Here is a 19,894-nt window from a genome sequence, read left to right on the forward strand (position 1 = left end):
CACAGCTTTTACTTCATCAGGCAAAAAATCTTTCTCTTACAATTTTTCCATTTTCCCAATCCTGTATAGCCACTTCAGTGACCTTAAAAGGATTTCCGTCCACATCAAAATCGAAGGCCCAAACAATAAAGCTTCTGTTTTCTTTGACAATGATACCGGTGCAGGAAAAATCACGAACATTGGAGATGCGCGATGAAAATAGTCGACCGTTTTCAATGTTCTTTTGTATACCCAATACCGGGATACCGTCGAGATCTGTTTTTTCAAGATCAGGATGGTAAAATTTTTCAAAAGCGATTTCCCATTTACCTTCCAGTGCCAGAGAAACCAGTTCTTCCACTGATGTGCTGATGTTTGTTTGATTCATTTGTTTTCTTTTTAATTTTTAAAAATTATACAAGTCTGCCACCACCATCCACATGCAATACTTCACCATTTACTGAAGCATTAGACATGAGGAATAAAACGGCGGAAGCCACTTCCTGCGGAGAAGCAATTTTCTTGACGGGTAGTTTCTGTGCAACTTCAGCCAGTATGGTATTCCGATTTTCACCCAGCAAATCGTCCCACATAGGTGTATCAGTATAACCCGGGGAAACAGCATTAAACCTTATATAAGGATATTCCATGACCAATACACGCGCCAGTTGTTCTGCCGCCGCAGTGCCCAAACCCGAAACCCAGGCACCAGGTATCGGACGATCGGTTGAAATACCTCCGGTAAAAACAAAGGATCCACCGCTGCTGATCCTGTGAATGGCTGCGCGAACAACGGAAAGGCTACCTATCAGTCTTGTATGAAATGCCTGCAGGTTTTGATGGAGCAATCCGTCTGTAAGGGCACCGATTTTAGTGGATCCAGCCGCTATGTAGATATGATCAAAGCCTTCTATAGCATTAAAAAATATCTCTACCTGGGTTTCATCATTAATGTCCAATTGCAGTCCGGTAACCGTATTTCCGATGCTTTTGGCTGTTGCAATGGCCTTGGGTAATTGTCTGCTGGTAAGTGTTACATGGTTTCCCATACTGTAAGCCATTTCGGCTACGGCCTTCCCGATGCCTGAGCTACCTCCGATAACGAGAATTTTTTTGTTATGCATGTTCATTTTTTTGTCTTTTAAAATAAATGATGACACAAAGTTGAACTGTATTAGATTTGCATACAAATAGTTATGTACATACAATAAAGTGCGTACAAATGAGAAAGCAGAATTCTACCAATGCCCTTAACGAGCAACAGCTCACATTCAATTGTCCGATAGCATCTACACTGAAAATGGTGGGTGGAAGATGGAAGTTGATCATCATCTGGAACCTGAGAGAAAAATCATTCAGGTATAAAGAATTACAACGTTCCATTCCCAATATCACAGAAAAAATGCTCACACAACAACTAAGCAGTCTTGTGGAAGACGGATGGGTACAAAAGAAAGACTATGGTGAGATTCCACCACGAACAGAATACAGCCTCACTCCTCTTGGCAAATCGTTCATAGCGGTATTAGAACATATTTATGACTGGGGCAAGTCTAATAACATAATCGGGATAGCGAATGCCAGGTATGGCAATGAATAAACAAGCAAACCAGAGATATCCATTTTTATCTTTTGAAAAATAAAAATTTAAAATTATTTGATGCAAAACACTAATTTTAAAATACCCCCCTCAATTTATTCACTACAAAACACTATTATGAAAAAGCTATGTATGCTGGGGGTATTTATTGGTGCATCATTAACTGGATTTACACAGTGTGAAAAGGCATCTGTAAGTAAAACTTCTACCGGACGTTTTATTCAAGAGAATGCAAAACAGCCCGACTTTCCATTTGAAGGGACTGTAACAATCGGTAATGGGAAAATTATACTGAACGGAAATATTGCCGGCCAACCCTTGAGTATTTCTAACACTATCAGTAATGTTGCACTTTGTAACTGGAAGGAATATTTACAAAACGGACAGGCTGTTTATAAAGTAAGTACAGATAAAGGCAACGGCAACCTTGAAAACTCAATTATCACCATAACAGGTAAGGATGGTAAGGTAAAAATATTGTTTACAAGCGAATCGGATGAAAAGAGTGGACTTGAATTGGATATTGTTGAAACCCAGATTGAAAAAACATAGTAGCAATGGAAAAAATAGGCTACTAGCTGCCAGCTTCTAGCTAGAAGCGAATGAAATCAAACTGCTATTTAATTTTCTCTCTCTTTTTCTAGTAGCTGGCAGCTAGAAGCTAGAAGCAAAAAGCCGCTCCAACATGGAGCGGCTATATTTTTTGCTTAACAGCTTGTGAAATTACTTCACTTCTACTTCAGCACCAGCTTCTTTCAGCTTAGCAACGATATCGTCAGCTTCAGCTTTAGAGATACCTTCTTTTACTGGTTTTGGAGCACCGTCAACCAGGTCTTTCGCTTCTTTCAGTCCGAGACCAGTCAGTTCTTTCACGATTTTAACTACGTTCAGTTTGCTTGCACCACCGTTAACGAGAACTACATCGAAAGATGTTTTCTCTTCAGCAGCAGCAGCGCCACCGCCGTCGCCAGCAGCAACTACCACTGCAGCAGCAGCTGGTTCAATACCGTAATCAGCTTTCAATACATCAGCTAATTCCTGAACTTCTTTTACTGTTAAGCCTACTAATGTTTCGGCTAATGCTTTTACGTCTGCCATTTTGTTTCAATTTTTTCCGGCTTCATATCCGCCTCAGGCGAATCCGTCGGATGGTTTAAAAAAATTTGATACCTATTAATTTGAGAATTTGGAGATTTGGAAATTACCATACTCTTCATCTCAGTTAATACATTTTCTTCTGGAACAGAAGACCTGAAAACATTTTCAAATTTCCAAATCTCCGAATTTCCAAATTGAATTACTCCGCGCTCGCTGTTGTTTCAGCCTGCTTTTCATGGTGGTGCAATAAAGCAGCCAGTACACGTTTAGCAGGAGACTGCAGCAATCCGATTACTTCACCGATCAGTTCATTCTTCGTCTTGATCTGTGTAAGTGTTTTCAGGTTGTTATCGCCGGTATATACATCACCATTGATAAAAGCTGCTTTCAGCACTGGTTTTTCACCATTGCTTGATTTACGGAAAGAGCTGATGATTAATGCGGGTTCTTTAGGGTTCTCTGAGAACATCAATGCAGTTACATTATTCAGAGACTCATACACACCTGCATACTTTTCTGCATCCAAAGACTCAAGCGCCTTACGGATCAGGGTGTTTTTAGCTACTTTCATCTCAACCTGCTTATCAAAGCAAGTGCGACGTAAAGCAGATACCTGTGCTACAGTCAGCGATTCAGTATCGGTGATGTAGAAGTTATTATATTGAGCGAATTTCTCTTTCAGAATTTCGATCACCTCATTTTTTTGATCTTTTGTCATATCTGATCTGTTTTAAAAACCCGGGTCATTTCCCAACATTACTGCCAGGATCACCAGGAATTAGTTCATTAATGATTTGGTGTCTAAAGCGATACCAGGACTCATGGTGCTGGCCATGCTCACGCCTTTCAGGTATACACCTTTGGCAGAAGATGGTTTCAGCTTGATAATAGCATTGATCAGTTCAGCACTGTTCTCAGCAATTTTCTCAGGAGCAAATGATACACGTCCGATAGAAGCGTGAACGATACCTGCTTTGTCTACTTTAAAGGCGATCTTACCACCTTTCACCTCATTTACCGCTGCTGCAACATCATTGGTTACAGTACCGGTTTTAGGATTCGGCATCAGGTTACGTGGGCCTAATACTTTACCCAGCTTACCAATTTTAGGCATCACAGCTGGTGTAGCGATGATTACATCGATATCAGTCCAACCACCTTCAATTTTGGTGATGAATTCATCCAGACCTACAAAATCAGCACCTGCTTCTTTTGCAGAGGCTTCTTTATCAGGCGTACAAAGTACCAGTACTTTCTTGGTTTTACCGGTACCGTGTGGTAATGAAACAGTACCACGAACCTGCTGATCTGCTTTCTTAGGGTCTACACCCAGACGGATATGCAGGTCTACAGAGCTATCAAATTTGGTACAGTTGATTTCTTTTACGAGCGCAGAGGCTTCCTTCAGGGAATAAGCTTTATTCTTATCCACCTTTACCGCTGCTACTTTTCTTTTCTTAGTCAGTGACATTTTTTACAGATTAAAAGGTGAATAGATTAATTGTTTTCCCAAGGGGCTTTTCCTTCTACGGTTAAACCCATACTGCGGGCAGTACCAGCTACCATGCTCATGGCACTGTTAAGGGTGAAGGCATTCAGGTCAGACATTTTGTCTTTAGCGATAACTTCTACCTGCTCCCAGGTTACTTTACCTACTTTCTGACGATTGCTTTCCTTTGAACCTTTCTGGATTTTGGCTGCTTCCATTAACTGAACGGCAGCGGGTGCGGTTTTGATGATGAAGTCGAACGACTTATCAGCATAAACAGTGATCAAAACGGGTACTACTTTACCCATTTTGTCCTGGGTTCTGGCATTGAACTGCTTACAGAACTCCATGATGTTGATACCCTTCGAACCAAGGGCTGGACCTACGGGAGGTGCTGGATTGGCTTGACCGCCTTTTACCTGCAACTTCACATAGCCGGTGATTTCTTTGGCCATTGCTTTTTGATTTAATTGGTTATAACGTCTCGCCTGAGGCGAGACTCCCAAACTCAATCATTCTTTCAAAAAAAGAACTTTTGGGGCGGCAAAGGTAAGGAGGAGTAGCCGGATTTCAAAGAAAAAGAGAGGAAAAGCTACAAGCTGCAAGCTGCAAGCCACAAGGTTCAGGTTACACTTTCATTTAATCTATTGATTATCAATTAAAAAAGGCAATTGTCTGTCGACCAATTGCCTTTTTTAATCTCTTCCTTGAAGCTTGAGGCTTGCAGCTTGAAGCTTACAATACTAATATCCCTGCTGCCTGAATCACGATCTCCTTCTTGGGTTCAGTGATTTTGGCGATTTCTTCTTTGCTTTTACCGGCATCTTCCGCAAAATGTCTTAACTGCTTTACAGAAGTGGTGGTTTGGGTGGCCACACCATCGATGACGATCTTTTTGCCATTCAGTACTACCGGAACCGCAAATTTGTGGTCTTTCATTTTCACCATCATATTACCATTGGGCGACTGTACCTTGATCCAGCAACCTTCTTTCTGACATACTTCGGTTACCACACCTACTATTTTGGCATCATGGGGTTTTCCCTCTTCTTTGGTGGCCATTACTTTTACAAACTCTTCGATAGATACTGCGTTATCGGCAGTGATAGCTTTACCGAATTTAGCACCGGCTTCTGCAGGTACTACAGGGGGCTGGGCATTCAGCATATTTACGGCAAAAAGTGTAAGTGCCGCCATCAATAATTTTTTCATGCAATCCTTATTTGATTTGAAAGATAATAGCAGTAACTGCCTTCTACAAAGATACAACCATCCCAAACATTCCACCAAACCACCGATCACAATTTGACTGTTTGAACCAAAGCTATCACCGGCAATAAAGCTGTAAGGGATAGCATTATTCCTCATGTATATTTTTCCGTTGCCCCGCATCAAAACCCAGCGCTATTTCTTTCAGGTTATAGGTAATCCGGCGTATGGGCACATCCCTGTAATTGGATAGTACAATTACGGTAAGCTGATCATCCTGGTAAAAATGGAAATTAGAAGTATAGCCATTCATGGTACCACCATGCCTGATGAGCTTACCTTCTGCCCTATCATTTACCGCTGTCTGGTATGGCTGTATCCTGAAACCATAACCATAATAGCCCCATTCTTTTCCAGCTCCTGTTAACATGGTAGAAAGACTCTCTCCATTCAGTATCGAAAGATTACTTAGTGCCTGACGCCACCTGAAAAGATCGCCGGTAGTGGAATATATATCGCCTGCACCAAATGCATAGGAAACCGCATTATGTACCCTTCTGCGTATACCATTAATGGTACGATAACCGATGGCCCTGTTTGTCGGAGTATTCACCATTCTTTCAATACCCGTTTGCTGCATTCCGGCTTTATCAAAAATGGTCGTTTGCAGGTACTGCTGATAACGCATGCCGGTTACCGATTCAATAATCATGGCTAACACCGTATAATTGAGGTTGGTATATTCATATTTTTCTCCCGCTTTGAATCGTCTTTTCGATTTGTTGATAATCGCTAATAATTCTGCAGGTGTAATATCCATGATCTCATATTCCGTAAGGTTATCAAAACTTGTTTCTAGTCCGGACTGCTGTTGCATCAGATGATGAATGGTGACCCCATCGGATAATTCTTTGTTAAGACCAGGCAAATAACTGGCGATGGGCTCATTCAGATCCAGCTTTTTTTCTTCCACCAGTTTCATCGCTGCAATGGCTACAAAGGATTTGGTTAAGGAACCAATTAAAAACTGGGTATGAATGGTATTGGGTATGCTATTTTCCTCATCAAACATACCATATGCCGCATGGTGTATAATTACGTCTCCCCGGGCTACTAAAACGGTGCCCTGAAAATGTGTGTCAGCTAATATCGATTGCATATAAGACTCCATTTTCCCGTTTTTAATTTCCGGAACAGAAGGCGGTTCTTCTTTTTCCTTCTTTACAGCATCCAGTTCAATAGAAAAAACAACACTGGCTATTTTCCAACCATTATGCTGTTTTATGAGCCCCCAGCTTTCCTTACCCCAATTACCTTTTTTTCCATTCACCCAAAAACTATAATCGAAGGTTACTGAGCCCACAAAATCATCAGCGACGATAACCGGGTTTCGGAATTTTTCCTGTTTGAACCCGGAGGAAGCAACAGACCGGAACCATGTTTTAAAATCGGATGGTCTGACAGAAAGGGCTCTTTCATCTTTCAGTAAGCGCTGTTGATAAGACAGGGGTTTCCATACCCCTACCCATGTTACAGGAACATCAGCAAAGAAGGAATACATGCTCACCGAATCCCGGGTTTCGATGGCTTTCATAAAACCCTGCAACAGCATGTTGATTTCTTTTTGGGTATTGATACTATCCTGCGACCTGCCGGAAAGTACAATACCAAATAACAGACAGATCATTAACCTAAGGGACTTACCCATTTTGAGATATTTATTCATCGTATGTATTTTTTCGTTGACCAGGCTGGTAACCAAACACCATTTCCTTTATGGTAAAACTGATGTTCAGAATGCGCAGATTGCGGTAATTATTCAACAGAATAATGGTGAGATCATCTTTGTCGTAATAATGATAATTGGCACAAAAACCATTCATGAATCCACCATGTCTGATGAGCTTTCCAGGTTCAGTAACTGTTTCAGGCCTCAGGTAACTTTGCGTACGAAAACCATATCCGTAATTACCCTGTTCTTTGATACCGCCATTGAATAATAGTTCCCTGCTTTGATCGGATACCATCAGGCCATGTTGCAATGCATACCCCCATGTAAAAAGATCACCCACAGAAGAATACATATCGGCCGTAGCATAGGCATATGAAACAATATCCTCTATCCTGCGCACCTGTCCGTCTATAAGTCTGTACCCATGGGCCTTATTGGCAGGCGGATGAAAAAGATGGCTGATGCCGGTAGAGGTTAACTGAAAGGGTTGAAAGATATTTTCTTTCATATACGCTTCATAAGGTCGACCGGATAATTTTTCGATGATAAGTCCCAGCAGCATGAAATTCAAAGAAGAGATTTCAAATTGCTGTCCCTCATCCCCTTTTCTTTTGGTTTTATTGATAAGCCCAAGTATCTCTTTTGATGTGAGTTCCATTAGAGGATATTTTGTTACTTCATCCAGGTTAGCAGCGAGACCCGACTGATGTTTCAATAAAAGATGAACATTTAAACCTTTGGCGAGATCTTCCCTGAGTTCAGGCAGATAGGTTCGTACTGGCTTAAAGAGATCCAATTGTCCCCTTTCAACCAACTGCATAATGGCGATGCTTACAAATGATTTACTAAGCGATCCCAGTAAGTACTGTGTGCTGAAATGTATAGGCGTTTTTTCTTCCCGACTGCTTTTTCCGTATACAGATTTATGAATGATGGTATTGCCTTTCACCACCAGCGCCACACCCTGAAAATGTGCGGTATCAACCAAGCTGTTCAGGTATTGATGTATACCCTGATGTAGTACCGCTTTAGTATCTCTTACCCGTTGTACAATGCCGGAAAAGGACACAGGTTTTATTGTATGCTCATGAACAGAACGCTGCCCGCTTACCCTATTCACCAACAGCAGTAAAAAAAATACCCGGAATAGCAACATAATGTGATTTGTTTCAGCAAATCTCTCTTCCTGTTTTGTGATAAAACCGGCTATTCTACCAACCGAAAAATATGGAGGACAAACAATTAATAGCAGCTACACGTCCGCAGAAGATCATTTCGTAGGCAGTTTTGCCTATTTCGTCTACAAGACCCCATTGAGCCATAACATTTCTCTACTTTTATCCATATCATATATTTATGAAGCTGAAAAAAAATAACAGGTATTTACTACATACTATATTCTGGCTGGTTATATACATTGTATACCTCACTCAGTACCTATTCAATGAAAGATCTGGCTCTCTGCGACACGACTTCAGTACATATGACAGGGCAATCACTGTTTTCTTTCACCTGCTGGCAGTAGTAGCAGCCAGTTATTTTAGTACAATACGGATACTGCCCTTACTGTTAGATAAGAAACAAATTTTACGGGGTGTTATTGAATTTTCTGCAGGCATATACATCATCGCCATATGCAACAGGATTTCGATTGTGTATATACTGGAACCACTGTTGGGGGGTAATTTTGGCGGGCAGGAATCTATACCTCAAATACTGGGCGGACTCTCTATACTCTTCAAATATTATATCATCAGTATTGTTTCAGGCGCGCTTCCATTTATTATCTTTTTTCTACTCATAGAGAGACAACGCATCATGCGTAAGCAGGCAGAGATTGAAAAAGAAAAAATCAGCGCAAAGCTGGAAGCACTGAAGGCCCAGATCAATCCTCATTTTCTATTCAACACACTCAACAATATTTATTCGCTCGCACTTCAGCAGTCGGCTGAAACAGCTCCAACCATCGACAGGCTTTCACAGTTACTCGATTACCTCCTGTACAGATGTAATGCCAACCATGTTTCTTTAGATCAGGAGATCCAGTTTCTACAAAATTATCTTGATCTTGGTAAAATGAGATTCGGAGATCGTTTAAGTATACAGTTTATACATAAAACCGATCAGCATTATACCATTGCCCCTCTTCTCTTGGTTCCTGTAATTGAAAACATGTTTAAACATGGTGTAGAACAGGTTATGGGACCTGCCGTATTCAGCATCAGCTTGAAAGCTGCCAGCAATGAGTTAACTTTAACAGCAGCGAATAATTTTATGCGTGGTGAAAATAAAATTTCCGGTATTGGCCTCTCAAACCTGAAGCAAAGACTGGAAATTCTTTATCCGGGACGTTATTTATTAAGCGCTAAAGAGCATCAGGAAATCTTTGAAGTAAAAATGCAGGTTCCTTTGTTATGAATGCAACATGTTTACTGGTAGATGATGAGCCCCTGGCCATTCAATTATTGCAGAAGCATATACATGACGCTGGTATGCTTGAACTGATCGGTTCCTGTACCCATGCCATGGAAGCCAGTACCTTCCTTCGTACCCATAAAGTTGATTTGATCTTCCTCGATATACAGATGCCCAAATTAACAGGTATTGAATTACTCAGAATGCTGAGACCTGCCCCCGCTGTTATTTTCACCACCGCTCACCGCGATTATGCCATGGAAGGTTATGAACTGGATATTGTAGACTACCTGTTGAAACCCATCAGCTTTGAACGTTTTATGGCATCTGTTGAGAAGTTTTACAGAAGATGGAACAAGGGCGTTCCTGAAAATGTTGCGGTGCATCCCTTATCATCTCAAAAATTACTCCGGCTCCAATCAGGTACAAAAACCTATCAGGTAGATGAAGCGAATATTGTTTTTATTGAAAGTTTTAAAGATTATATCCAACTATATTTTGCAGATGGAAAAAAACTCATGATCAAATACAGAATCGGACAACTCGAACATGAACTCTCATCCGATTTTCTTCGTGTACACAAATCCTACATCATACATAAAAAAATGATTACGGTTTTCAGCAACCAGTCCATTGAACTTGGCAGTTTCTCCGTACCAGTCGGCAATCATTATAAAGGGTTTGTGGAAGAACTATTGAAAAAATAAGGCATCAGCTGATTCAGTTGATCCTCCGGCTCTATTCTTTCGATCTATTTTAAAAATGCTGAGTCAGCCTCACATTCAGCTGCAACTGATCTTATGTAATCTGGTATATTTAATTCAAAACCTTAGTTTTTATCTATATTACAGAAACTGAAGAATTTTCAGTTAATTTTATTGACAAACAAGCTCGTATTCATGCCATCGCTTTTCGGAAAAATCATCATCAGTTCACCAGATATCAATGACCCGAACTTTGAGAACACACCCATTCTCATTGTTGAACAAAATGAAAGGGGTGCTGTGGGTTTTATACTGCACCTGCCTTTGATGAAAAACCTGAATGAACTCACGGAGTTTATTGCCTGCCCTCCCATACCTCTTTATATTGGCGGTCCCATGGATCAGGAAAATCTTTTTTTCCTGCATCGCCGTCCCGATCTCATTGACGGTGGTATGCCTGTTAAAGATGGTGTGTATTACGGAGGCGACTTTCAGCAGGCGGTTACACATCTGAAAAATGGCAGCCTCACTGAGAATGATATTTGTTTACTGATTGGTTATGCAGGCTGGGACCCTGAGCAGCTGGAAGATGAAATAAAAGAAGGCAGCTGGATCATCAGCGAACATCCGGCTTCTTTTGCATTTGATAAATAGTGCAACTAACGATTACAGTTATCTATGCATCCAGCAAAGTCCGGATATCAAATTTCTGCATTTTCAGGAATGTCTGTATTACACGTTGCCCTTTTTCAGGATCCTGCATGAGTTGAGGCAGCATCGAAGGAACAATTTGCCAGGACACCCCAAATCTATCTGCCAGCCAGCCACACATATCGTAGCGCCCGTTTTTTCCAAGTGCATCCCAGAACGCATCTATCTCCTGCTGATCATCGCATTCAACAACCAATGAATTAGCCGGTGTAAAATCATAATCGTGCTGTAAGGTACTGCTCATGGCATTCATGATAAAGCCCCCCAGCTTAAACTGAGCAAACAATAAACTACCTGCAGGCAGACCTGCTTCTGCCGGATAAGGCATATCCATGAGTTCCTTGCTGTTGTTAAAGGTGCCCATATACAATGACCTTGCTGCCCCTACTTCCGTATTTTTTTCATTCACAAACAAAAGTGTCGGCACAATTTTCTGTTCATTGTTGATCTCTTCTACATCGAGTTGCCAGTTTACCCCAAAACGATCCTGCACCCAGGCATAACGAGGGCTCCAGTCGTATTTATCCAATGGCATTAAAACCTGCCCGCCTTCTTTCAGCAAATCATACAATCGATTGATTTCTGCTTCCCTGTTACAATACACGAAATAAGAAAAGGCTGGTGTTTGTTTGTACTTCGGTCCGCCATTAAGCAACATAAAAACCAATCCACCGGCTTTGAACCTGGTAACGATGGGATTTGAATCCAGTACAGCAGCATCTGTAAAAATACTGGTATAAAATGCTGCAGCTTCTGCCGCATTGTTATCGAACCAAAGACAAGGATAAATAGATTTAGGCATAGCAGCTGTATTTAAAGAAACATACCCGTAAGAATCGTTCCTTAAATCTACTACAGTTTCGACACAAAAAAAGACCGCTCATAAACGAGCGGTCTTTTGAATCATATACTGAAATATTAACTGAGTTTCTCTACCTGCATATAGTTGAGTTCCACAGGTGTAGAACGACCGAAGATTTTTACGGTCACTTTCAGTTTTTTCTTTTCGTCGTTTACTTCTTCGATGACACCATTGAAATCGTTGAATGGACCTTCAATGATTTTGATGGTTTCGCCGATAATGAAAGGTTCGCTCATGGTTACACCCTGATCGTTCATTTCATCAACCTTACCCAGCATTTTATTGACTTCACTTTTACGTAAAGAAATGATATTGCCTTTTGAGCCTTTACCATCGGTAAGAAAATGCATGACGTTACTGATATTGCTGATGTGCTGAACAATATCATCATTCAGTTTACCATTCAATACTTCCATCATTACATACCCTGGAAAATAGTTTTTCTCGCGCATTACTTTTTTACCATTCTGCACTTTGTATACTTTCTCCATGGGGAGGAATATCTGTTTGATGATTTCCTGCCAGCCACTGCGGATAATATCTTTATCCAGGTATTCTTTTACCTTACGCTCTTTACCACTCACCACACGCAATACATACCATTTGGTATTTTCTACCTGGCTGTTTTCGGTGGTTTCAAGCGCATTATTATCTACAACTGATGCTTCCATGTTCTCTTACTTGAATAATGAGTAAATCAACTTCAGCAACTGGTTGCTGGAGAAGTCCATCACCCAAACCAGTGCGGTAATGATGACAGTAGCTACCAATACAATAACAGTGCTTTGCTGCAGCTGTAACCAGGTTGGCCAGGTTACTTTCTCCATCAACTCACGGTAGCTCTCTTTGAAGTATGTGGCGATTTTGTTCACTTGTACAATTTGAAAATTTGAAAATTTGAAAATTTGAAAATTATTGCCTTCGTAAGGGATGGTAATTGAATTTGAAAATATTGATTTCCCTGAATTGCAAAGCAGTAGGGAACAACCTCATTTTCAATCCGCCTAAGGCGGATCAAATTACCTAATTTTCAAATTACTCAGCACGGGCACTAGGATTCGAACCCAGATCAAAGGTTTTGGAGACCTCTATACTAACCGTTGTACTATGCCCGTAGAAAGCTAAAAGCTATCCCGACAGATCGAGACAGCTTTTAGATTATGTATGCAAATATAGTAAAAAAACTATTTGCGGAAGCTAAAAGCCGGGGCTTTTAACTTATTTGATGATTTCAGTAACCTGACCGGCACCTACAGTACGTCCACCTTCGCGGATAGCGAATTTCAGACCTTTTTCCATAGCGATGGGTTGGATCAGTTTTACAGTAAGACCGATGTTATCACCAGGCATTACCATTTCTGTTCCTTCAGGTAAAGTACACTCACCAGTTACATCCGTAGTACGGAAGTAGAACTGAGGACGGTATTTATTAAAGAATGGAGTGTGACGTCCACCTTCTTCTTTGCTCAGTACGTAAACTTCACCTTTGAAGTCAGTGTGTGGAGTGATAGAACCTGGCTTACAGATTACCATACCACGACGGATATCTTTTTTCTCAATACCGCGGAGCAGCAGACCGGCGTTATCACCTGCCTGACCTTCATCCAACAGTTTTTTGAACATTTCAACACCTGTTACAGTTGAAGTTAATGGAGACTCCATCAGACCTACGATCTCAACACCTTCACCAACTTTGATGATACCACGCTCGATACGACCAGTTGCTACGGTACCACGACCTGTGATAGAGAATACGTCTTCCACAGACATCAGGAATGGCATATCGATCGGACGTGGAGGCAGTGGGATATAAGTATCAACTGCATCCATCAGTTCTTCAACTTTAGCAACCCACTTAGCTTCGCCAGCCAGTGCACCAGTTGCAGAACCCTGAATGATTGGAGTGTTATCGCCATCGAAACCGTATGAAGTCAGCAGTTCGCGGATCTCCATTTCTACCAGTTCCAATAACTCAACGTCATCAACAAGGTCAACCTTGTTCATGAATACTACAATACGAGGTACACCTACCTGACGAGCCAGGAGGATGTGCTCTTTAGTCTGAGGCATAGGACCATCAGTTGCAGCAACAACCAGGATAGCACCGTCCATCTGGGCAGCACCGGTAATCATATTTTTCACATAGTCAGCGTGACCTGGACAGTCAACGTGCGCATAGTGACGATTGGCAGTTTGATATTCTACGTGTGCAGTATTGATGGTGATACCACGCTCTTTTTCTTCAGGAGCGCCATCGATCTCATCATACTTCTTAGCCTGTGCCAGACCTTTCTTAGATAAGATGTCCGTAATGGCAGCAGTCAGGGTGGTTTTACCGTGGTCAACGTGACCAATGGTACCAACGTTTACGTGAGGTTTCTCCCTCTTAAAGGTCTCTTTAGACATTTTTATCGGTTTTTAGTTGTGTTTTAAAAATCTAAGGCTTTCGCCATTTGTTTAACTGTTTTTTATCCGCGCGGCGGATCACTTTTCCTGCTGCTACTGGAGCCGTTAGTGAGAATCGGACTCACGACCTCTTCCCTACCAAGGAAGTGCTCTACCACTGAGCTACAACGGCTTTTAACTCTTTAGCTGTTGTGTTTTTCTTTTAAAAAAAAGAACTCACGACCTTCCCGATTACATCGGGATGCTCTACCACAGAGCCCTGTCCGTCGACAGGAAGGTACAACGGCTTTCATTTCTTTAAGCTGTTGTTTTTAAAGAACTTTAAATGAGCGGGAGACCAGGCTCGAACTGGCCACCTATAGCTTGGAAGGCTATCGCTCTACCAAATGAGCTACTCCCGCTTGTTAATTTGATCCGCCTGAGGCGGAGAAAATTTGAAAATGTTTTTTAAACACTTCGTATTTTAAATTATCAGATTTCAAATACTTGTAAAGAACTTACCAAAAATCAACAATTTGATCATTTTCAATCCGCCTAAGGCGGATCAAATTTTTCAAATTTCCAAATTGTTCCGTGGGCAGGAGAGGATTCGAACCTCTGAAGTCGAAAGACAGCGGATTTACAGTCCGCCCCATTTGGCCGCTCTGGAACCTGCCCTTTAAATAACTCCGGACCAAAGCCCGGAGCTATTTAAATGAAGAGCCGAAGATGGGACTCGAACCCGCGACCTGCTGATTACAAATCAGCTGCTCTACCAGCTGAGCTACTTCGGCTTATTTTTTTTGTTCGATTTCCACAAAAAAACCTCGGTTTGATCCGCTGTTTTTATCAGTTAGTCATCTTACAAAATACAAAGAACTACCCGTTTTTGGGATGGCAAAGGTAATGGAAAACTTAATTCAGCAAAATTTTGCTTGGAAATTTTTCAGGTAGTTATGCACAAGGGTGAAAAGCCGCAAGCTACAAGCTGCAAGCTGCAAGGGTTTAAAATAGGCTTGAGCCTTGCAACTTGTGGCTTGTAGCCAAAAAAAAGCCCCGGCTTTAGGGCCAGGGCTGGGTAATTTTTTAGGCTGCTAATTTTTCTTTTTTTCGTTTAATCTGTGAAACAATAGATTCCATGGCTGCATCGAATGACTCTTCGAATGACTTAGTGGAGGCTTTTACAAAAAAATCATGCCTCGGCACATGCACCCTTATCTCTACAATCTTGTCCTTAATGGTGTGTACTACATTGTCAAGCTTCAGAAAAACATCCACTTTCAGGATCCGATCATGAAAAGTGTTCAGTTTTTGAAGTTTACGTGATACATAGTCTACCAATTTGTCATCTGCATCAAAGTGCACGGTTTGAATGTTAACGTTCATAGCAACTCACGTTTAATCGGTGAAATAATTATGTGAAAGATCTTTTTTGCTGAGGCTGTAGCTACCGGATCTAAGCTCCGGTAGCATGATATACAAGTTAGACCATTTGCCCGAAAAAAAGAAATAAATAAGCGGATTTTTAGAAAGATTTATCAGAACTAAAATCACCCCCTCTTACCCCCGGAAAAAACAGTTGTCAATCAATAAAAAACACATCAAACCCTAACAAATCCATCTCTTCCGGTCTTGCCGACTTTCGGACTTTCGGACTCCCGGACTTCTATCTAAGCTTTCGGATGTGCCTTCTTAAAAACTTCCTTCAGTTTTTCAATCGTATTATGGGTATATACCTGTGTGGCGGCCAGACTGCTATGCCCCAGCAACTCTTTTACCGCATTGAGATCGGCCCCGTTGTTCATGAGGTGGGTAGCAAAACTATGGCGAAGAATATGCGGGCTTTTTTTCTGTATGGTAGTAACAGTGGCCAGGTGGTGTTTTACAAAGCTGTACACCTGTCTGGGCTGCAATGGCTTCCCTTTCTCGGTCAGAAATAAGCGGGGGTCCCGCCCCTCCTGCTGTACAGGCTTTTCTTTGATATATGACCTGAGAGATTGTATCAATTCACCCGATACCGGTATGATTCGCTCCTTATTGCCCTTTCCCAATACTTTTACCTGCTTCAGGGAATCATCTACCTGGGTTTCCTTTAACCCGATCAACTCACTTAACCGCATACCTGTACTGTAAAAAAGCTGTAGTACCAGCTTTTCCGTTCTCCCCTTCCAGTCGTCTGAAAACTCCACATAATCGAACAGGGTTTTCATGTCTTTCTCTTCCACAAAGGCCGGGAGGCGCTTATTGAGCTTCGGAGACACAATGGTGGTCATGGGCGATTGCTGAATGACACCGTTTTTTAACTGGAACTTGAAAAAGGATTTCAGGGCCGATATTTTCCGGTTCAGGCTCCGGCTTTCCATCCCATCTTCTTTCATTTCTGCCAGCCAGCTCCTGATAAACATGGCTGTAATGGCCGGAATACCGGGTGCATCGAACTGACTCTCCAGATAGGCAAAAAACTGCTCCAGATCGGTCTGGTAGGAAATAAGGGTATGCTGGGAATATCGCTTCTCAAAGCGGAGATGATCCAGAAAGGGCTGTATGACGGGATACCTGGGTTGGGACATAAAAAAAGTAGCCTAAAGTTACAAAACTCAGGCTACTGAATATATTCGGGGCTGATAAAGAGATATTATCCCTCGATTTTGCCGCTAGCGATCTGCTGCTTATAGATAGCTTTCAACACTTCTCCACGACGTCTAACTGACGGCTTGGTGAATGCCTGACGCTCTCTCAACTGTAACAGAACTTTGCTCTTTTCAAATTTCTTTTTGTACTTTTTGAGCGCCTTGTCGATGTTTTCGCAATCTTTTGAATCAATGATAAGCATAACGATTATACCTCCTCGGGTGTTTTTTAGGAGTGCAAAGATAGTATTCTCATTCAAACAGACAAATCTTTTCGGATTTTTTGGATTTCATATCTCAGATCGCAGATTTAAAAAATCTCACATCTGCGATCTGACATCTGCGATTTAACTTGCAGCCATGTTTACAGGCATTATTGAATCGTTGGGTACAGTTGTTTCGCTGGAGAAAAGCGGTACCAATATCAGTTTCTGGATAGCATCCCCTATTTCAGTGGAACTGAAGATTGACCAGAGCGTGAGCCATGAGGGCGTTTGCCTGACGGTTGACGCACTGGCCGACGGCCGTCACCGGGTTACTGCCATTGAGGAAACACTCACCAAAACCAATCTGGGCAGCTGGCAAAGCGGCACCATCGTAAACCTGGAAAGATGTATGGTGATGAATGGACGGCTGGACGGACATATTGTACAGGGACATGTTGACTGCACAGCCACCTGTATCCACAAACTGGAGAAAGAGGGCAGTTGGGAATTTACCTTTCAGATACCCCCCGCATTTGCCCACCTGATCATTGAAAAAGGATCGGTTGCCGTAAACGGTACCAGCCTCACCTGTTTCAACGTTGGGAACGACCGGTTCACTGTGGCCATCATACCCTATACTTATACCCATACCAGCATCCGGCAAATTGCAGCAGGTTCAGTGGTGAATATTGAATTTGATATACTGGGGAAATATATTGAGCGGATGCTGCGCAGGTCGTGAATGGTCAATGGTGAATGAAAGCTCTGATAATGCCATCATAAGGATACTCACTACTGACTACTTACTACTCACTCATTTTCATTGACCATTGACAATTGACAATTCACACTTACCCCACCGTCTTCCCTTTCAACGCCTGCCCTACGGCCTGATCCATGGCGCGTTCAGCAAAGGGGCGGGTCACTTCATTTAATTCTTCTATCTTATTGTGAATCAGATTTTTATCATCCATAGTCAAAGCTAATTGTAAAGCCTGCATGGCATTAGCCGTCAGCAATACCTCCTCTTTGGAAAGCAGATCAGGATTTTTGGTCATAAACTTTTCCGTAGCATCCAATATCTGTTCACCTTCTGTCCGGGCCTCCACCAAAGCACGGGTTACCATATCATCTTTGGCATGTGTAATGCTGTCGAGCAGCATTTGCTCCACTTCCTGATCGGTTAATCCATATTGCGGCTTCACTTCTATACTTTGCTCCACTCCGCTACGTAACTCTTTGGCTTTCACTATCAAAATGCCATCTGCATCTATTAAAAATTGAACTTCTACCTTGGGCAAACCAGCCGGCATTCCGGGAATACCGGTGAGGTTAAACTCAGCCAGCTTGCGGTTGTCTTTCACCAGATCGCGCTCTCCCTGAAATACAGATATACGCATACTACCCTGCCCGTCTTTCTGGGTAGTATACTGTCTGCCTACCCTGGTGGGTATTTTTGAGTTGCGGGGGATCAGTACATCCATCAAACCACCCATGGTTTCAATACCCAGACTCAGCGGGGTGATATCGAGCAGTAGGAAATCGGTATTATTACCCGCCAGGATATCGGCCTGAACAGCGGCGCCCAGGGCCACCACTTCATCAGGATTTACGTCATCGTTTACCAGCCTGCCAAATAAGGTACTTACGGCTTCTTTTACAGCCGGCACACGCGTACTGCCGCCCACCATCACGACGGTATCAATATCTTTTTTCTGCAGGCCCGCATCTTTCATGGCCAGCAGGCAGCATTCAATGGTTTTATCAATCAATGGTTTTATTAATGCACCAAATTCAGACCTGCTTAAGGTCAGCAAATCGCCATTCAGGTCTGCCGCAAAAGTCTCGTGATCGCTCAGGTACTTTTTGGCCTCTTCCGCTTTCAGACGTAATGATTGATATAAATTTTTATTGATTTTCAAATCATTATAATCAATACTTGCTTTTTTAGTCCAATGTTGAATGATAGCATTATCGAAATCATCACCCCCCAGATAGGTATCGCCGTTGGTACTCAGCACTTCAAAAATGCCATTGGAGATTTTGAGGATGGAAATATCAAATGTACCCCCACCGAGGTCGTAAACGGCGATGGTTTTCTCTTCTTCCTTGTTCAGACCCAGTCCATAAGCCAGACTTGCCGCCGTGGGTTCATTCACAATACGCAGCACATCGAGTCCGGCCAGTTTACCCGCATCGCGGGTGGCCTGACGCTGGGCATCGTTAAAATAAGCAGGTACGGTAATAACGGCTTTGGTAACCGGCGTTTTAAGTATATGTTCAGCTCTCTGCTTTAACTCTTTGAGAATGAATGAAGAAAGCTCAATGGGAGAATAAAATTTATCCCCTACCTGTACCTTTACCAGACTTTCGGTATCATCATCAATGACTTTATAAGAAAAGAAATCAGCATGTTGTCCCAGGTCACGGTAGCTCTTGCCCATGAGTCTTTTTGCACTGAAAATGGTGTTGGCCGGATCGGTTTCGAGGTATTGCCGCGCATTTTCACCCACTTCTGCATTACCAAAAGCATCGAAATGTACCACACTGGGTACCAGACTACTGGTATTAAATTCCTTCAGGGCAACGGGAACCTTGCTCTCGGGGTGTATAATGGCTACCAGACTATTGGTGGTACCAAGGTCAATCCCCACAATCATTTCTGCCTGCTGTAAACTACCGGTTGCTATATTAATGCCAATCTTTGCCATACTTATTCAGATAAGCCACAAAAATAAGCGATTGCCACCGAGGAGCATTTCGTTTTTGGAAAGAAAGAAGGGAGATAACAGAGGAATAAGAAATAAGAAACATGAAATAAGAAAGTATTGGACAAATCCCGTTTCTTATTTCATATTCCTTATTCCTTATTTG

At 42.1% G+C, this 19,894-nt stretch carries 23 protein-coding genes and 5 tRNA genes; 6 read left to right on the forward strand and 22 right to left on the reverse strand.

From position 1 onward, the window contains the following. Positions 1–16: 16 nt before the first annotated feature. Together BC659_RS13860 and BC659_RS13865 are read right to left on the reverse strand one after the other, a co-directional pair. A complete protein-coding gene (locus BC659_RS13860; RefSeq protein WP_133475417.1) occupies positions 17–367 on the reverse strand; it encodes a SnoaL-like domain-containing protein in 351 nt (116 codons plus the stop codon). A 25-nt stretch (positions 368–392) separates the two neighbouring features. Continuing rightward, positions 393–1,103 carry an SDR family oxidoreductase gene (locus tag BC659_RS13865; protein WP_162847441.1) on the reverse strand — a complete coding sequence of 237 codons (711 nt, stop codon included), beginning with the start codon at positions 1,101–1,103 and terminating at the stop codon, positions 393–395. Between the two features lie 98 nt (positions 1,104–1,201). Here BC659_RS13865 and BC659_RS13870 point away from each other — a divergent pair, with 98 nt between their 5' ends. After that, positions 1,202–1,579: a winged helix-turn-helix transcriptional regulator gene (locus tag BC659_RS13870; protein WP_133475419.1), complete on the forward strand. Its 378-nt coding sequence runs from the start codon at positions 1,202–1,204 to the stop codon at positions 1,577–1,579. 117 nt (positions 1,580–1,696) lie between these two features. Further along, positions 1,697–2,131, forward strand: a complete 435-nt coding sequence (locus BC659_RS13875) for a hypothetical protein (protein WP_133475420.1) — start codon at positions 1,697–1,699, stop codon at positions 2,129–2,131. 171 nt (positions 2,132–2,302) lie between these two features. On the opposite strand, the gene rplL is transcribed toward BC659_RS13875, so the two are convergent. The 7 genes from rplL to BC659_RS13910 form a co-directional block, all read right to left on the reverse strand. Continuing rightward, complete coding sequence (gene rplL, locus BC659_RS13880) at positions 2,303–2,677, reverse strand: 50S ribosomal protein L7/L12 (protein WP_133475421.1); 375 nt, start codon at positions 2,675–2,677, stop codon at positions 2,303–2,305. A gap of 199 nt (positions 2,678–2,876) precedes the next feature. After that, positions 2,877–3,395 (reverse strand): 50S ribosomal protein L10, encoded by a 519-nt coding sequence (rplJ, locus tag BC659_RS13885; RefSeq protein ID WP_133475422.1) that lies wholly within the window; start codon positions 3,393–3,395, stop codon positions 2,877–2,879. 60 nt (positions 3,396–3,455) lie between these two features. Next, positions 3,456–4,148 (reverse strand): 50S ribosomal protein L1, encoded by a 693-nt coding sequence (rplA, locus tag BC659_RS13890; protein ID WP_133475423.1) that lies wholly within the window; start codon positions 4,146–4,148, stop codon positions 3,456–3,458. Between the two features lie 26 nt (positions 4,149–4,174). Continuing rightward, positions 4,175–4,621: a 50S ribosomal protein L11 gene (gene rplK / locus BC659_RS13895; RefSeq protein ID WP_133475424.1), complete on the reverse strand. Its 447-nt coding sequence runs from the start codon at positions 4,619–4,621 to the stop codon at positions 4,175–4,177. Positions 4,622–4,901: 280 nt separating this feature from the next. Then, on the reverse strand, positions 4,902–5,378 hold the full coding sequence (locus BC659_RS13900) for a DUF4920 domain-containing protein (RefSeq protein ID WP_162847442.1): 477 nt from the start codon (positions 5,376–5,378) through the stop codon (positions 4,902–4,904). Positions 5,379–5,523: 145 nt separating this feature from the next. Continuing rightward, positions 5,524–7,101 carry a serine hydrolase domain-containing protein gene (locus tag BC659_RS13905; protein ID WP_133475426.1) on the reverse strand — a complete coding sequence of 526 codons (1,578 nt, stop codon included), beginning with the start codon at positions 7,099–7,101 and terminating at the stop codon, positions 5,524–5,526. Next, on the reverse strand, positions 7,094–8,263 hold the full coding sequence (locus tag BC659_RS13910; RefSeq protein ID WP_133475427.1) for a serine hydrolase domain-containing protein: 1,170 nt from the start codon (positions 8,261–8,263) through the stop codon (positions 7,094–7,096). The genes BC659_RS13905 and BC659_RS13910 overlap by 8 nt, the downstream gene beginning before the upstream one ends. A 200-nt stretch (positions 8,264–8,463) precedes the next feature. Here BC659_RS13910 and BC659_RS13915 point away from each other — a divergent pair, with 200 nt between their 5' ends. The 3 genes from BC659_RS13915 (at position 8,464) to BC659_RS13925 (ending at position 10,880) form a co-directional block, all read left to right on the forward strand. Next, positions 8,464–9,525 (forward strand): sensor histidine kinase, encoded by a 1,062-nt coding sequence (locus BC659_RS13915; protein ID WP_133475428.1) that lies wholly within the window; start codon positions 8,464–8,466, stop codon positions 9,523–9,525. Further along, positions 9,522–10,229, forward strand: coding sequence for a LytR/AlgR family response regulator transcription factor (locus BC659_RS13920; protein ID WP_133475429.1), 708 nt, complete (start codon positions 9,522–9,524; stop codon positions 10,227–10,229). Before BC659_RS13915 ends, BC659_RS13920 begins: the two co-directional genes overlap by 4 nt. Positions 10,230–10,421: 192 nt before the next feature. Beyond that, a complete protein-coding gene (locus tag BC659_RS13925) occupies positions 10,422–10,880 on the forward strand; it encodes a YqgE/AlgH family protein (RefSeq protein ID WP_133475430.1) in 459 nt (152 codons plus the stop codon). A gap of 22 nt (positions 10,881–10,902) precedes the next feature. Here BC659_RS13925 and BC659_RS13930 read toward each other — a convergent pair whose 3' ends face one another. The 12 genes from BC659_RS13930 to rpsU form a co-directional block, all read right to left on the reverse strand. Further along, the gene (locus tag BC659_RS13930; protein WP_133475431.1) at positions 10,903–11,739 is read right to left on the reverse strand and encodes a VOC family protein; all 837 of its coding nucleotides are present in this window, start codon (positions 11,737–11,739) and stop codon (positions 10,903–10,905) included. 116 nt (positions 11,740–11,855) lie between these two features. After that, positions 11,856–12,470, reverse strand: coding sequence for a transcription termination/antitermination protein NusG (nusG, locus tag BC659_RS13935; protein ID WP_133475432.1), 615 nt, complete (start codon positions 12,468–12,470; stop codon positions 11,856–11,858). A gap of 6 nt (positions 12,471–12,476) precedes the next feature. Continuing rightward, the gene (secE, locus tag BC659_RS13940) at positions 12,477–12,671 is read right to left on the reverse strand and encodes a preprotein translocase subunit SecE (RefSeq protein ID WP_133475433.1); all 195 of its coding nucleotides are present in this window, start codon (positions 12,669–12,671) and stop codon (positions 12,477–12,479) included. A 171-nt stretch (positions 12,672–12,842) separates the two neighbouring features. Then, positions 12,843–12,914 (reverse strand) — tRNA-Trp (locus tag BC659_RS13945). A 103-nt stretch (positions 12,915–13,017) separates the two neighbouring features. Beyond that, the gene (gene tuf / locus BC659_RS13950; protein ID WP_133475434.1) at positions 13,018–14,205 is read right to left on the reverse strand and encodes an elongation factor Tu; all 1,188 of its coding nucleotides are present in this window, start codon (positions 14,203–14,205) and stop codon (positions 13,018–13,020) included. Between the two features lie 97 nt (positions 14,206–14,302). Next, positions 14,303–14,377: transfer RNA gene (locus BC659_RS13955), tRNA-Thr, on the reverse strand. Positions 14,378–14,533: 156 nt separating this feature from the next. Beyond that, a tRNA-Gly gene (locus BC659_RS13960) sits at positions 14,534–14,606 on the reverse strand. Between the two features lie 173 nt (positions 14,607–14,779). Beyond that, positions 14,780–14,862, reverse strand: a tRNA-Tyr gene (locus tag BC659_RS13965). 43 nt (positions 14,863–14,905) lie between these two features. Then, positions 14,906–14,978: transfer RNA gene (locus BC659_RS13970), tRNA-Thr, on the reverse strand. Positions 14,979–15,270: 292 nt separating this feature from the next. Next, the gene (gene hpf / locus BC659_RS13975; protein ID WP_133475435.1) at positions 15,271–15,570 is read right to left on the reverse strand and encodes a ribosome hibernation-promoting factor, HPF/YfiA family; all 300 of its coding nucleotides are present in this window, start codon (positions 15,568–15,570) and stop codon (positions 15,271–15,273) included. A gap of 284 nt (positions 15,571–15,854) precedes the next feature. Next, positions 15,855–16,754: a tyrosine-type recombinase/integrase gene (locus tag BC659_RS13980; RefSeq protein ID WP_133475436.1), complete on the reverse strand. Its 900-nt coding sequence runs from the start codon at positions 16,752–16,754 to the stop codon at positions 15,855–15,857. Between the two features lie 65 nt (positions 16,755–16,819). Next, positions 16,820–17,017 carry a 30S ribosomal protein S21 gene (rpsU, locus tag BC659_RS13985; protein WP_133475437.1) on the reverse strand — a complete coding sequence of 66 codons (198 nt, stop codon included), beginning with the start codon at positions 17,015–17,017 and terminating at the stop codon, positions 16,820–16,822. Positions 17,018–17,174: 157 nt separating this feature from the next. Here rpsU and BC659_RS13990 point away from each other — a divergent pair, with 157 nt between their 5' ends. Beyond that, positions 17,175–17,762, forward strand: coding sequence for a riboflavin synthase (locus BC659_RS13990; protein ID WP_133475438.1), 588 nt, complete (start codon positions 17,175–17,177; stop codon positions 17,760–17,762). Positions 17,763–17,871: 109 nt separating this feature from the next. Here BC659_RS13990 and hscA read toward each other — a convergent pair whose 3' ends face one another. Beyond that, on the reverse strand, positions 17,872–19,731 hold the full coding sequence (hscA, locus tag BC659_RS13995; RefSeq protein WP_133475439.1) for a Fe-S protein assembly chaperone HscA: 1,860 nt from the start codon (positions 19,729–19,731) through the stop codon (positions 17,872–17,874). Positions 19,732–19,894: the final 163 nt, after the last annotated feature.

Source organism: Sediminibacterium goheungense (genome assembly GCF_004361915.1).
Classification (GTDB): Bacteria; Bacteroidota; Bacteroidia; order Chitinophagales; family Chitinophagaceae; genus Sediminibacterium; species Sediminibacterium goheungense.